This window comes from Rhodococcus sp. 06-156-4 (genome assembly GCF_002259345.1).
Taxonomy (GTDB): Bacteria; Actinomycetota; Actinomycetes; order Mycobacteriales; family Mycobacteriaceae; genus Rhodococcoides; species Rhodococcoides fascians_E.
Genome location: NZ_NPGB01000015.1, coordinates 305,816 through 320,410 on the forward strand (window position 1 = coordinate 305,816; position 14,595 = coordinate 320,410).

Sequence of the window (14,595 nt, forward strand, 5' to 3'; positions counted from 1 at the left end):
TATCAGTCGTCCGAGTCGAGCTCGGCTACCGGATCGGGTTTCGATCCGCGGTTCTTGGTGGAGCGGGTGACTCTCGGGTCGGTATCCATGCTGTCACTGATCTCGTCGATCAGGTCCACTCCCGGCAACAACGGTGCCAGCGGTGGCAGATCCGTGAGCGAAGCCAGACCGAGCCGTTCGAGGAACAACTCGGTTGTGGAGTACATGGTTGCGTTCGATTCCGGATCCACTCCAGCTTCCGAAATCAGTCCGCGAGCGAGCAACGTGCGCATCACTCCGTCGACGTTGACCCCTCGCACGGCGCTGACTCGCGCGCGGGTCAACGGTTGACGATATGCGATAACGGCGAGAGTCTCCAATGCCGCGCGTGTGAGCTTGGACCGAGCGCCGTCGAGAAGCAGCCTCTCCACGTACGGCGCGTACACCGTGCGCGTGTAGAAACGCCAGCCGTCACCGGCGTATCGGAGATCGATTCCGCTGCGTCGTTCGGTCAGATCCGCGGACATCCTCTGGAGAATCGGCTTCACGCGTCCGACATCGCTCCCGACGGCCGACGCCAACTGCTCGTTCGATGCCGGCGAATCCACCACCAGCAGGACGGCCTCCAGAGCCGAGACGAGCGTGGCGTCGTCCAGCTCGTCCGTCTCCTCCGCAGACTCCACGTCGAGCGGCTGTTGCTCATCCATAATCCACCGCCGAGACCAGAACCTGCCCCGACTTCTCCTTACCCGTCCACGTCACCAACAGCTCACCCAGCGGCTCGGGCTGCTCGAACGCCAGAACCTGCTCGCGAAACAACTCGAGCAGCGCAAGGAACCGCGCGACGATCTCCACGGTGTGTTCGCATCCCTCGGTCAGCTCCGAGAACGGCGTCCATGCGCCCTCGCCTTTGCTCTCCAGCCGTTCCATGACCCACTTCGCCTGCTCGGGAACCGACACCGAGTGCTGGTGAATGTGATCGAGACCGACCTTCGGGATCGGCTTCGGACGAAAGGCAGCCGCGGCGATGTCCGCGAAGCGAGCTGCATCGACGCCCAACAGCACCTCGGGGATCAGGTCGGTGTAATGGTCCTCCACAGAGACCGATCGCGGATACCGACGCAGGGCTGCTGCCTCGAGCTCGCCGAAGAGCTGAGCAACCTGCTTGTACGCCCGATACTGCAACAACCGCGCGAACAGAAGATCGCGCACTTCGAGAAGGGCAAGATCCTCGGCGTCCTCGACATCACCCGACGGCAGCAGCCTCGCCGCTTTCAGATCCAGCAGAGTCGCCGCGACGACCAGAAACTCCGTCGTCTGATCGAGGCCCATCTCCTTGCCCAGGCTCTTGGTGAAGGAGATGAAATCGTCGGTGACAGTGTGCAGCGCGACTTCGGTGACGTCGAGGCGATGCTGACTGATCAGTGTGAGGAGGAGATCGAACGGCCCCTCGAAGTTGAGCAGCCGAACACGAAAACGCGACGGGTCCTCGTTCTCGGGTACTTCGATCGGCGGGGTCTCGGTGGCGGTGTCGGTCATCGGTTACGGACCGGAACGGTAGATGACCTCACGGGCCAACGACCGATAGGCTTGTGCACCAGATGATTTGGGCGCCCAGGTGGTGATCGGCTCGCCGGCGACGGACGTCTCGGGGAACCGGACCGTCCGAGTGATCACCGTGTCGTAGACGACGTCGCCGAACACCTCGACGACACGAGTCATGACCTCACGCGAATGCAGCGTCCTCGCGTCGAACATCGTCACCACGATGCCGGCCAGCTTCAGCCGAGGATTCAGCCTGTCGCGCACCTTCTCGACGGTGTCGTTGAGCAGCGCGAGACCGCGCAGACTGAAGTACTCGCACTCCATCGGAATGAGCACCTCGTCGGCGCAGGTGAGTGCGTTGACGGTGAGCAGACCCAGCGACGGCTGGCAGTCGATGAGCACGTAGTCGTACCGATCGAGCACCGGATGTAGAACCCGACCGAGCGTCTGCTCGCGGCCCACCTCGGTCACCAACTGGATCTCGGCTGCCGACAGGTCGATGTTGCTCGGCAGAAGATCGAGATTCTCCACCCGCGTGCGCATCAGGACGTCGTCGGCGGAAATCTTCGGTTCGACGAGCAGGTTGTAGACCGTCAGATCCAGCTCGTGGTGCGCGACGCCGAGGCCGGCCGACAACGCACCCTGAGGGTCGAGGTCGACGAGCAGGACACGCCTGCCGTAGGCGGCAAGCGACGCACCGAGGTTGATCGTCGACGTCGTCTTGCCGACGCCTCCCTTCTGGTTGCACATCGCGATGATCTTCGCGGGACCGTGCTTCGCCAAGGGCTGGGGATCGGGAACCTCCCTGGTCTTGCGACCGGTCGGGCCTAATTCGGTTGCCGCAGGAATGGTTTCTCTCGTCTCACGGCTGGTGTCGGGCTGACGCGTATGGAATAACGCGCCTTCGTTGTGCGGATGCTGGGGCGTGAGGCCGTCGGGAGTGGCCTCGTAGCTTCGATAGGACGAGTCACTCGCCGGAGCCGAGTGCGTGGCCGGGCCCTGCGGTGCCGGTGGAGCGGGAGGCGTAGGGGTCGACTCTTCCCAGGTCTTCTCCGAACCAGACTCCGCCGCTGGCGGCCACGGTGTCGACACGTCTCCAGCGCTCCCCTGTCCGTTCGTACTGTGCGATTCTTCCTTCGCGACTGCTGTCCAACGCTACCGCGTGCTCGGTCGACACCTTCGCCGGACACGCGCAAAGCATGTCACCGGGCGCGCGGATGCGCCTCGGCCCACACTTCACGAAGCGTGTTGACGGTGACAAGGGTGTAGATCTGCGTCGTCGTCACCGATGCGTGCCCGAGAAGCTCCTGAACGACGCGCACATCCGCACCACCGTCGAGCAGGTGCGTAGCGAACGAATGCCGCAATGTGTGCGGGGAGACCGCGGTGGCGATACCGGCCCGTTCCGCCGCCGTGTGCAGCACCTGCCACGCACTCTGCCGTGACAACCGCCCGCTCCGAGCATTGAGAAACAGCGCAGGTGTCGCCTTCTTCGCCAGCGCCGGTCGACCCCGCACGAGATACGCGTCGACGGCGTCTACCGCCGGACGGCCGATCGGTACGACGCGCTGCTTGTCGCCCTTGCCGCGCAGCAGTACCGCACGGTTGTCGGTGTCGATGTCGTCTACGTCGAGGCCTACGGCTTCCGAGATACGAGCGCCCGTCGAATAGAGCAACTCGAGTAGCGCCTTGTCCCGCAGCCCTCTCGGAGCGTCGGCGCCATCCGTCGTCGCAGCGTCGAGAATCGCGATGACCTGATCCAGCGGCAGAGACTTGGGTAACCGACGACTGGGCGTCGGCGGCTTGACCGCCCTCGCCACGTCGACGCGGGTGAAGCCTTCGAGTGCCGCGAACTTGTGCAGCCCGCGGACCGCGATGAGGGTGCGCGCGGCGGAACTCGCAGCGAGAGGTGGAAACTCGTCTCCCCCACGTCGGAGCTCGATGACGAACGCGGTGACGTCCTGTTCGCCGACGGCTCCGAGATCGTCGATGTGATGCCCGGACAGGAAGGCCTCGTACCGCCGAAGATCCCGGCGGTACGAAGAAAGAGTGTTCTTCGCAGCACCGCGCTCGACCTCGAGGTAATCGAGATACGCGGATATCTGCTTCGCCAGCACCCCTGACCTATCCGTGAGAACGCTTCCGCAGCTCGAAGGTCGTCGGAAGATCCGGCCACGGGGCGTCGGCGGGCCGCAGCGGCGTCGACCCAGCCCTGGACGCTGCCAAGGCGAGGATCCCCGACACCGCGGAGGCGTTGATGAACTCGCCGGACAGGGCGCGTTGGACGGCTTCGGTCAAAGGGACGAATTGCAGCACCAAGTCCGCTTCTTCGTCCCGTGCTTCCGGGCGGTCCACCTCGGACAGATCCTCCGCGAGAAAGATCCGCACACACTCGTCGGTGAAGCCTGGCGACGCCGTCACGTCGACGAGCACCGACCACGTGTCCGCGGCAAGACCGGTCTCCTCGGCCAGTTCGCGCTTGGCGGCGTCGACAGGTGGCTCGTCGAGCTCGTCGAGCAGACCGGCAGGCAGCTCCCACAGGCGCCGACCGATCGGGTGACGGTACTGCTCGATCATCGCCACGCGGTCCGACGAGTCGAGTGCCACGATCGCCACAGCGCCGTGATGTTCGACGACCTCACGCTCGGCCACACGTCCGCCCGGCATCTCGACCTGGTCGAGCCGAAGCGCCAGAATTGCACCCTCGTACACGGTTTTGGTTGCGACGGTGGTGAACTCGTGGCGGTCCTGCGGACCCGAGCCGGATTCCGAAGTGGTCATCCGACGCTTTCGGTAGTGGCACCGGACACCGGGAACTCGGAATCCTTGGTGGCCTCTTCACCGTGCACATCGACCGGAAGGCGCTCGGCGGCCTTGTACTTCAACGCCGCATTGATCAGTGCCGCGAAGAGCGGATGCGGACGCGTCGGGCGGCTCTTCAGCTCGGGGTGAGCCTGCGTACCGACGAAGAACGGATGCACCGACGCGGGCAGCTCGACGAACTCCACGAGGTGGCCGTCGGGTGAAGTCCCGCTGAAGACCAAGCCGCTCTTGGAGATTCGGTCACGGTAGGTGTTGTTGACCTCGTACCGATGACGGTGACGCTCGGACACCTCCGTCGAACCGTACGCACCGGCCACGACAGATCCCTTGTTCAACTTCGCCGGGTAGGCACCCAGACGCATCGTTCCACCGAGATCGGCCTCACCGGCGACAGCATCCTCCTGGTCCGCCATCGTCGAGATGACGGCATACTTCGTGTCCGGCTCGAACTCGGCCGAATTGGCGTCGGTCAAGCCCACCGAGCGCGCCGCCTCGATGACCATGCACTGCAACCCGAGGCACAACCCCAGCAGCGGAACCTTCCGTGTCCGCGCGAACTCGATAGCTCCGAGCTTGCCCTCGATACCGCGAATACCGAACCCTCCGGGAATCAGCACCGCATCGACATCGCCCAAGGCAGCATGCGCACCGGCAGGCGTCGCGCATTCGTCGGACGGCACCCACTTGATCTCGACCTTCGACCGGTGCGCGAAACCTCCGGCACGAAGCGCCTCGGTGACCGACAGGTAAGCGTCGGGTAGATCGACGTACTTGCCGACGAGGCCGACACGCACCGTCTCGCGGGGCTCGTGAACCCGCTCGAGGAGACCGCCCCACACCGTCCAGTCGACGTCACGGAACGGAAGTCCGAGCTTGCGGACGACGTACGCGTCCAGGCCTTCCTTGTGCAGGACCTTCGGGATGTCGTAGATCGACGGCGCGTCGGGGGTGGAGATGCAGCCGTCGACGTCGACGTCGCACATGAGCGCGATCTTGTTCTTGAGGCCCGGAGTGACCTCCCGATCGCAGCGCAGAATCAACGCGTCCGGCTGAATACCGATGCTGCGCAGCGCCGCGACGGAGTGTTGCGTCGGCTTGGTCTTCAGCTCGCCCGACGGGGCGAGGAACGGAACCAGCGACACATGCAGAAAGAAGACGTTCTCGCGTCCGACGTCGTGACGGACCTGGCGAGCGGCCTCGAGGAACGGCTGCGACTCGATATCGCCGACAGTGCCGCCGATCTCGGTGATGACGACGTCGGGCTGATGCCCCTGCAGATCCGGCCCGTTCATCGCAAGGATGCGACTCTTGATCTCGTCGGTGATGTGCGGGATGACCTGAACGGTGTCTCCCAGGTACTCACCGCGGCGTTCCTTGGCGATCACGGCAGAGTAGACCTGACCGGTGGTGACGTTCGCGAACCCCGAGAGATCGCGATCGAGGAACCGCTCGTAGTGGCCGACGTCCAGGTCCGTCTCCGCGCCGTCCTCGGTCACGAAGACCTCGCCGTGCTGGAACGGATTCATGGTGCCCGGATCCACGTTGAGATAGGGATCGAGCTTCTGCATGGTGACGCGAAGGCCACGTGCGGTCAGTAGCTGCCCGAGGCTCGACGCCGTGAGGCCCTTGCCGAGCGAAGACGCAACGCCTCCGCTGACGAAGATGTGCTTGGTGTCAGATCGCGACTGAAGGCGTGACAATGATGCTCCCGTGACCAATCTGCAGGGCTTGCTCCTGCCAGAGAGCTGACAAGAGAGGTACAACGTCCATAATGGGCCTGCTACCCACGGGTCTTCACGGTAACACCACTACGGCAGTTCACGCGAACGACTCGCCACTTCTGTGCTGCGAGTTACCGCGCGGGGGCCCCCACCGTCACTGCCGTCGAGTTGGCCCCGGTGCCGTACCGCCCCGCAGCACCGTCCAATTGCTCCTGCAGCGCGAGGGTTGTCGTGATCCGTCCCGCCTCACGGTCGACGTTGTCGACCGTGCTCACGCCCGTGGACAACGCCGGATCTGCCCGCACGACGGCGACCGGCCCGTTCCCGTTCGCGGCTCCGGTGCGACCGGCAAGAACCGTGCCCGCTCCCCGGGCGTCGAGTCCGCCGGCGAACCTCGCGACGATCGCACCTCGATTGCCGTCACCGTCCTCGGAACTACCACCGGTGACGACCACTGCGAGCTGAGCGGGTGCAACAGCACCGTTGTCGTACGCGATGAACCCGCCGCTGCGCAGCGTCTCGAGAGCCAACGCGAGCTCTTCCGGCGTCGACTGAGGCTCTGCGGTCTGTGCGTTCAGCAACAACACCGAACCGAGCAGATCACCGGCCATGCTGCCCTGATCCACTGCACCCGTGCGCAATTGAATTCCGGCAGGCACCACGTTGGTGAGCCGCGTCCGCAGATCGTCGCCGCTCGCAGCGGAGACGAACGAATCGGTGAGCGACACTCGGCCCGTCACCGCAGCGCCCGACGCCTCGATGGACCGCGTCACGCCGTCGACGTCGCCTGGGTCCGCGTCGGGAGTGGTGATGACGACGACACTCCTGTCCAGCAACGCGTCGCGTACGACGCGGCCTGACACCGCGGCGTCGAAACCGTCCGCGGAGTTCAGCTGCTCACCGAGTTGATTGTTGGTGTCCTGCAGCGCACCGACTTCGTTCTCGAGATCGGTCTTGTCGTCGCGAAGGCCCGAGACGAGGCCACTCGACAGCAACCCGGAACCGAGAACCACTCCGATCGCGAGAGCAACGAAGATCGCCGCGATCGAAATGGCATGTTGACGCATCGAAATCACGCGAGCAGCCCCTGAACCCACGTCGCGAACTGATTCCAGAGGTTCACAGCCCAATCGAGCACGTCGCCGCCCATGTTGGACACCACCAGAGCGACGATCACCGCAACCAGAGCCGCAAGAATCAGCAGAGCGATGGCCCCGCCGGAGACGCGACTGCGATACAGAGTCGCAACGGCTTTGGCGTCCACCAACTTCGCGCCCACCTTCAGTCGGGTCATGAACGCCGCGGGATTGGTATTGCGGCGACCGCGGTCGAAGAACTCGTCCAGACTTGCCGGACTACCGACGGTGACGATCAACGACGCCCCGTGGTGGTCGGCCAGCAGCAGTGCCAGATCGGCGGGCGCGCCCGTCGCCGGGAACGTCATCGCGCCGATGCCCAGATCCTGGATGCGCTCGAGACCGTTGGCGTGACCGTCGGAGTCGGCAGGAAGAACGACCTCCGCGCCGGACTTGAGGGTCTGCGCCGTGATCTCCTCGGGGTCTCCGACGATCAGATCGGGTCGGTATCCCGCCTTCATCGCCGTGTCCGCGCCGGCGCCGACACCGATGATGATCGGCTGGTACTCCTTGATGAACGGCTTGAGATTCTTCAGATCCTCGGCGTGACCGGGACCGTCGGCCACCACCACGACATGGCGATCCTGCAACACGATGTCGATGTCCGGCACGCCGACACCGTCGATCAGCAACGGACTCTCGGTGCGAATGAACTCGATCGTATTGCCCGAGAACGCCTCCAGATGGTCGACCAGACCGGTCTTGGCCTCGATCATCCGATCGGAGATCTCGGCTTCGCTCTGCTCCTCACCTTTGGCGAGGCGACGGTCGCCCGTGTAGACGCCGCCGTCGTTCAAGCGGATCTTCGACCCGTCCTTGATCTTCTTGAACACCTCGGCGCCGGCCGAGTCGATCAGGGTGATGCCGTTCGCGACGATCACCTCGGGTCCGAGATTGGGATACCTTCCCGAGATCGACGGGGAGGCGTTGACGACCGCCAGCACACCCGCCGAAACGAGCGCATCCGCCGTCAGCCTGTCCAGATCGAGCTCGTCGAGCACGACGATGTCCCCTGGACCGACGCGTTTCAGCAGCTTGGCAGTGTTGCGATCGACCCGGGCGATACCACTGATTCCGGGCAGCGAATCCTGATTGCGTGACAGCAGAGCCGGCATCTTCATGGCACCCATGATGACGCCGACGACACGCCCGACGGTGGAGGCGCGCCGAACCAATTACCACACTGGTCACATCTGTACCAGCAGGAGTGGAGCCTGCAGGGATGACCGGATCGAAGCTGCGGCGGTTATTTTTGTCGGTCTGCGCGGGCGGTGGCGAGTAGTTCTTCTGCGTGGGCCCGACCGGTTTCGGTGTCGTCCAGACCTGCCAACATTCGGGCCAACTCGACGACTCTTTCCGACGAGGACAGTGTTTTCACGCCGCTGTTGGCAGCGCCCTTCCTCGTGTCCGCTTTGTCGACCACCAGATGTGTGTCGGCGAATGCAGCTACCTGAGGCAGGTGAGTGACGACGATGACCTGGTGCGTCCTCGCCAGGCGAGCCAGCCGTCGTCCGACCTCGACCGCTGCGCGACCACCGACACCGGCATCGACCTCGTCGAAGACCATGGTGGCGCCCTTGTCGGACCCTGCCAACACGACCTCGAGCGCCAACATCACGCGGGACAGTTCGCCGCCTGAGGCGCTCTTGCTGATGGGTAGCGCCTGAGCCCCGTCGTGCGCCGACAGTTTGAACTCGACCTCGTCGACACCGCTGGCACCGGCATGAAGCTCTGCACCGTCGACCGACAGCGGCGCGGAGTCCTGGGGTCCGGCGGGGATCGTGCGCAGATCCAGCTGCAATTTGGCTTTGCCCATCGCCAGACCCGCCAGCTCCGTGCTGACGGCTTTGGCCAGCTTCGCGGCTGCCTTGGCTCGCGCAGCCGTCAGTTTGCTCGCTGCCGCGGACACCTCGACCGCAGCGGATTCGACCTTCGCGGACAATTCGGCGAGAGCGTCGGCCGACACATCGATCTTCGACAGACGATCACGCGCATCGTCGGCCCACGCGATGACACCGTCGACATCCGCTGCGTACTTCCGCGTCAACGACTTCAGCTCGGACTGACGGTTGAGCATCGTCTCGAGCGCGGACGGATCGGACGGTAGGTCGGAGAGGTAGCTCGTGATGTCCGCGCCGATATCGGTGACCAACGCCAACGCGTCGTTCAGCCGGGGCAGCAGATCGGTCAACGTGGTGTCGTCGGTCTGTTCAAGCCTTGTTCTGGCCTCGCCCAGAAGATGAAGAGCCGAAATGCCGTCGCCGACGTCGTCCGCAGCCCCCACCAGCGCTGCGCCGGCACCTTCGGCGGCTTCGCGCAGCGAATCCAGGTCGCCGAGCCGTCGCACGTCGGAGGCGATGGTGACGTCCTCGCCCATCTCGGGCGCGATGGCATCGATCTCCTGTAGGCCGAACTGCAACCGGTCGGCTTCCTGTGCCAGCTCGCGGCTGCGCTCGGTGCGGTCGATGAGTTCGGTTCTGGCAGCGAGCCACTCGGTGCGTGCGGTGCGATACTTCTTCAGCGGCGTGGCGACCGAGTCACCTGCGAACCGGTCGAGCGCATCGAGCTGACGGTCCGCGCGGAGCAGCCGCAACTGATCGTTCTGGCCATGGACGGTCAGCAACGAATCGGTGAAGCCGGACAGAATTGCTGCCGGGACACTTCTGCCCCCGAGGTGGGCGCGCGATCGTCCGTCTGCGTTGACGGTCCGCAACGCGATGATGGAGTCGTCCTCGTCGCGCTGAGCCCCGGCCGATTCGAGTACACGCTCGACCTCGTCGACAACTTGCGCCGACGCGGTTTCGGTGCTGAACCTGCCCTCGACGACTGCACGATCGGCGCCGAGGCGCACCCTGCCTGCGTCGGCGCGGGCACCCGACAGCAGGTGCAGGCTCGTGACGACCATCGTCTTGCCCGCACCCGTTTCACCGGTCAGGACTGTGAGTCCTTCGTGGAACTGTGCGCTTGCAGTTGAAATGACTCCGAGGCTGTCGATTCGAATCTCTTCGAGCATGCTTACCTCGCTCTCCCCCGCCATCCTGATGTAGGTAGCGCGAACTTGGTGACCATTCGATCGGCGAACGGCGCCGAATCCAGGCGAACCCACCGAATCGGCGTGCCCCCACGGATGACTTCGACGCGGCCGCCGGCAGGCAACTTCATGGTTCTACGTCCATCACAGAACACCAACGCGTCGTGCCCGGCGGCATCCGTTTCCACGGCGATGAACGACTCCGGACTGGTCACCAAAGGACGCGCGAACAACGCGTGCGCATTGCTGGGGATGACCAGAATCGCCTCCAACTCGGGCCACACCACCGGACCGCCGGCAGAGAAGGCATACGCCGTCGACCCTGTGGGCGTCGCAATCAACACCCCGTCGCAGCCGAACGCCGAGACGGGACGATCGTCGACCTCCAACACGACCTCGAGTACGCCGAGGCGTGAACCGTTCTCGATGCTGGCCTCGTTCAAGGCCCAGCCTCGCTCGACAACCCGGTCGCCGACGCGCACCGCGATGTCCAGCGTCATTCGCTGCTCGACGCGGTACTCCCGACTCACCACTCGGGTGAGTACCTCTTCGAGATTCTCTGCCTCCGCTTCGGCAAGGAACCCGATACGTCCGAGATTGATCCCCAACACCGGAATGTCCGCGCTGCGTGCAAGTTCCGCTGCCCGCAGAAACGTACCGTCCCCGCCCAGCACCAGCACCAGCTCACAACCCGCAGCGACGTCGGGACCGAACTCGACGACCGACAGTTCCAGATCTGCACCAAGTGTCACGTCGGTACCGGAAGGGCCGACGGCTTCGATACGCGACGAGTCCACCTCGTCCAACAACACGCGCAGGCGAATGCCCGCTTCGCCCAGCACCTTCGCGACCCGTCTGGCGGTGTCGGCTATCTCGCGACGACCCGGATGAGCGACCAGCAAGACCTCGCGCACCGGAGTAGTCGCCGGAACGAAAGTCATTGTGGGCCCTCCTCGACCGCGCGTTCTACCAAGGCCTGCACATCGGCATCCGCAGCAGCTTCCTGCGCGGACGAGTGCGATCGTAGCCACAAAAAATACTCGACGTTGCCCGAGGGACCGGGAAGCGGACTCGCCGTCACGTCCCGAAGCGACAAGTTCAGCTCGGCAGCGGCTCGTGCCACGTCGACGACCGTCTCGATGCGCAGCTGCGGATCACGAACCACACCGCCTGAACCGACACGGTCCTTGCCGACCTCGAACTGCGGCTTCACCATCAAGGCCAAGTCCGCATCGGGCGCCGTGCACGCCACGAATGCAGGCAACACCAGTTTGAGCGAGATGAACGACAGGTCCGCGACCACGACCTCGACACGACCTCCGATCGTGTCCGCATCGATGGAACGCACGTTGGTTCGATCGACGACATGAACCCGCTCGTCGGACTGCAAGCGCCAGACGAGTTGGCCGTACCCGACGTCGACAGCGACGACTTCCTTCGCGTCCTTGCTCAGCAGAACATCGGTGAACCCGCCCGTCGACGCCCCTGCATCGAGGCACCGTTTGCCCGCGACCGAGAAGCCATCTCGCTCGAACACCTCGAGTGCTCCCAGAAGCTTGTGTGCACCTCTCGACGCCCACTGAGTTTCGTTTTCGGCCTCCGACACCAGCAACGGCGTACCGGCCTCCACGGCCGTCGCAGGCTTGGTTGCTACCGTTCCCGAGATCTTCACCCGCCCGGCAGCGATCAGCTCCACAGCGTGTTCCCTCGAGCGCGCCAAGCCACGACGAACGAGCTCGGCGTCGACGCGTGCGCGTCGTGCCATGTCAGCTCTTGTCCACGGAGGAGAGCGCATGAACGAGGACGTCGTGCGCCCGTCCGAGAATCTGCGCCTGAACGTTCAGATCCATCGGTGCGTCGCCCTCACCCGGCAGCCGGTCCAGCAAAGCGTCGACCTCCGACACGACGGCGCTCGGGTCGACATCGGGGGTCGCTGAATCCTGCGGGCGGTGCTGCCCTGGAAGTGGAATCGACGTGCTCATCGACGCTAACGCTATCGGATAGGTCCGACGTGTGCCCGAGCGCCCGACGCCGCGCCGGTTACGTAAGCAGTCGAGCGAGCACCTCGGTGCCGACCCCGTCGACCGTCACGGTGTTCCACTCTCGATCGGAACGATACGCAGCGTCGGCTGCTGTCAGGAGTCCGTCCACGGTATCCGGTGCGTCGGTTCCCCTGTAGGTCACCACCAGCGCAGCGTCCCGGACCTCAGCGGACCAACCTTGCTTCGCCCCGACCCGAGACTTGTCGGAGGGCAGATTCAGCACGTCGAGGTCGAAACCGATGTGCGTCGGACGCTCCGACGGCACCGCACGCACCGCATCCAACGCACTGCTGACGCCGGTGAGCACGAGCAGCGACGGAATGCCGATGGTGCAGGCACCGGCGATGTCCGTGTCCAACCTGTCGCCGACGACCAGCGGGCTCGCAGCCTCACTCAATCGAATGGCGTCCTGCATGATGGGCGCCGCCGGCTTTCCTGCCACCAGCGGCTCGCTGCCGGTCGCCGTTCGAACGGCAGCGACCATCGATCCGTTGCCGGGCGCAAGACCTCTTTCGGTCGGCAGGGTCGCGTCGGTGTTGGTGGCTACCCACACAGCTCCTCCGCGGATGGCGAACGCGGCTTCGGCGAGAACTCCCCAATCCGTCGCCGGATTGTGCCCCTGAACGACGGCAGCAGGCTCGCCCTCGGCTCGACGAACCGGACTCAGACCCACCAGTGAAATCTCCGCCGACAATGCATCCGTGCCGACCACCACGACCGTCGAGCCGGCAGGGACACGCTCAGCGAGCATCCGAGCAGCGACCTGGGCACTGGTCACCACGAACTCCTCCGACGTATCGAACCCGAGCTCGACGAGATGCTGCGCAACATCCGACGGCGACCGACTCGCATTGTTGGTGACGAAATACTGCTTCTCGATACGCCCGGAGTCCTCCGAACGACCGCGCAGGTACTCCACCGCTCCCGGAATCGGATCCTTGCCCTGGTAGACGGTGCCGTCCAGATCGAGCAACAGAACGTCGTGTTGAGACCTCAGAACCGAATCAGTGGTCACTGCCCGGACAGCTCCTCGACGCGCTCCTCGGCGTCCGTCTCTCCGTCGACGTCGGCTGCGGCCGCGTTGAGGAACCACTTGACGCCCTCTTCGACGCGGCCTGCCGCCACCAGAGCGTCGGCGTACACGTAGAACAGCCGCGCAGCCGCGGTGCCCGAACGCGATGCATCGAGATCAGGAGTCTGCAGCGTCACCACTGCCTGATCGAACTGGCTCAGATCCATACGCGCACCGGCAACGACGATACGCAGCTCCGACGCCGCCTCACCGGTCAGCTCCCGCGCCTCGTCGCTTCGACCGAGTTCGATAGCTCGCTCCGGACGACCCAAGCCGCGCTCGCAATCCGCCATCACCGCCAGATGGCCCGGTCCACCGGCCATACGACGAGCTGCACGGAGCTCGGACAGAGCCTCCGCCCACTCACCGGCGTGGTAGGCAGTCACACCAGCAGTCTCGCGGACGACGGCTATACGTCCCGCTCGCTGCCGCGCAGCACGTGCGTGCTGCAGCGCGAGTTGCGGATCGTCGTCGAGCAAACGGCTCGCCATCACGAGATGCCGTGCAACAGCAGTGGCATTGTTCTTGTCGAGACTCAACAGATCACGACGGATCGCAGGCTCGAGTTGACCGGCCTCGACCTCGTCGGGCAGATCCGGCTCCTCGGGACGCGGCGGACGCCTGTCCGCGGGTCCGCTTCCCCTGCGATCGCCCGAGAATCCGCCTTCACCGCCTCGACGACGAGGAGGCCCGTCGGACCTACCTCCACCGCCCTCGCCTCGACGAGGATTGCCCGAACGGCCTGCACCACCGCCGGCACGGCCCCGCGAATCGTTGGAGCGAGGGTTTCCGTCGCCACGGAAGGAGCGGCGGTCGTTGCTGTCTTCCGGCACAACGGGTCCTTTCTATAAAGAGATAAAGCTCTGCGTCGGTCGACCGACACCGTTCATCCAAACAGAGAATGGGTTGAAAACTGAAAATTGCAGAGCCCCGATGTGGGTTACGCAACTACACATGCTCACCGACCAGAACGTAGACGCATCCACTCGTCCTGGTTCGGACCTCTGGTTTCGTACTGAGTCTCCGGGTCCGGAAGGGTGGATTCACCCTCGTGTTGTGCGTGTGGGGGTGGTGTCAGCGCACATTCGGGGGGTGTTTTCCGGTGGGTGTGCTCGACCTGTGGCTCGTGGGGGTCCTGCATGGTGGGGTGTTTTTGGTTCGGGTATGCAGAACACCCCCGGGGACCGTGTGGTTCCCGGGGGTGTGCTGTGAAAGTGTGTTCGGCGGTGTCCTACTCTCCCACACC

The 14,595-nt window shown here is 64.7% G+C and carries 14 protein-coding genes; all 14 read right to left on the bottom strand.

From position 1 onward, the window contains the following. Positions 1-2: 2 nt before the first annotated feature. A complete protein-coding gene (scpB, locus tag CH290_RS10810) occupies positions 3-686 on the bottom strand; it encodes an SMC-Scp complex subunit ScpB (protein WP_019667871.1) in 684 nt (227 codons plus the stop codon). Next, the gene (locus tag CH290_RS10815; protein ID WP_033188365.1) at positions 679-1,518 is read right to left on the bottom strand and encodes a segregation and condensation protein A; all 840 of its coding nucleotides are present in this window, start codon (positions 1,516-1,518) and stop codon (positions 679-681) included. Before CH290_RS10815 ends, scpB begins: the two co-directional genes overlap by 8 nt. Before the next feature lie 3 nt (positions 1,519-1,521). Further along, a complete protein-coding gene (locus CH290_RS10820) occupies positions 1,522-2,373 on the bottom strand; it encodes a ParA family protein (RefSeq protein ID WP_052083076.1) in 852 nt (283 codons plus the stop codon). Between the two features lie 353 nt (positions 2,374-2,726). Further along, positions 2,727-3,641, bottom strand: coding sequence for a site-specific tyrosine recombinase XerD (gene xerD / locus CH290_RS10825; RefSeq protein ID WP_033188364.1), 915 nt, complete (start codon positions 3,639-3,641; stop codon positions 2,727-2,729). Positions 3,642-3,648: 7 nt separating this feature from the next. Then, the gene (locus CH290_RS10830) at positions 3,649-4,305 is read right to left on the bottom strand and encodes an NUDIX domain-containing protein (protein WP_033188363.1); all 657 of its coding nucleotides are present in this window, start codon (positions 4,303-4,305) and stop codon (positions 3,649-3,651) included. After that, positions 4,302-6,047 (bottom strand): CTP synthase, encoded by a 1,746-nt coding sequence (gene pyrG / locus CH290_RS10835; RefSeq protein ID WP_033188362.1) that lies wholly within the window; start codon positions 6,045-6,047, stop codon positions 4,302-4,304. The genes CH290_RS10830 and pyrG overlap by 4 nt, the downstream gene beginning before the upstream one ends. 152 nt (positions 6,048-6,199) lie before the next feature. Beyond that, positions 6,200-7,144, bottom strand: a complete 945-nt coding sequence (locus CH290_RS10840) for a copper transporter (RefSeq protein ID WP_026348256.1) — start codon at positions 7,142-7,144, stop codon at positions 6,200-6,202. Continuing rightward, positions 7,141-8,325: a putative cytokinetic ring protein SteA gene (steA, locus tag CH290_RS10845; protein WP_026348257.1), complete on the bottom strand. Its 1,185-nt coding sequence runs from the start codon at positions 8,323-8,325 to the stop codon at positions 7,141-7,143. The genes CH290_RS10840 and steA overlap by 4 nt, the downstream gene beginning before the upstream one ends. 125 nt (positions 8,326-8,450) lie before the next feature. Further along, positions 8,451-10,217, bottom strand: a complete 1,767-nt coding sequence (gene recN / locus CH290_RS10850; protein WP_170947631.1) for a DNA repair protein RecN — start codon at positions 10,215-10,217, stop codon at positions 8,451-8,453. A gap of 2 nt (positions 10,218-10,219) precedes the next feature. Continuing rightward, entirely contained in the window at positions 10,220-11,176 is a 957-nt protein-coding gene (locus CH290_RS10855) for an NAD kinase (RefSeq protein ID WP_094739409.1), read from the bottom strand. Further along, on the bottom strand, positions 11,173-12,000 hold the full coding sequence (locus CH290_RS10860; protein WP_033188360.1) for a TlyA family RNA methyltransferase: 828 nt from the start codon (positions 11,998-12,000) through the stop codon (positions 11,173-11,175). The genes CH290_RS10855 and CH290_RS10860 overlap by 4 nt, the downstream gene beginning before the upstream one ends. Position 12,001: 1 nt before the next feature. Continuing rightward, complete coding sequence (locus tag CH290_RS10865) at positions 12,002-12,217, bottom strand: hypothetical protein (RefSeq protein ID WP_019667883.1); 216 nt, start codon at positions 12,215-12,217, stop codon at positions 12,002-12,004. A 58-nt stretch (positions 12,218-12,275) separates the two neighbouring features. Beyond that, positions 12,276-13,292, bottom strand: coding sequence for an HAD-IIA family hydrolase (locus CH290_RS10870; RefSeq protein ID WP_019667884.1), 1,017 nt, complete (start codon positions 13,290-13,292; stop codon positions 12,276-12,278). After that, complete coding sequence (locus CH290_RS10875) at positions 13,289-14,182, bottom strand: tetratricopeptide repeat protein (RefSeq protein ID WP_019667885.1); 894 nt, start codon at positions 14,180-14,182, stop codon at positions 13,289-13,291. Before CH290_RS10875 ends, CH290_RS10870 begins: the two co-directional genes overlap by 4 nt. Between the last annotated feature and the right edge of the window lie 413 nt (positions 14,183-14,595).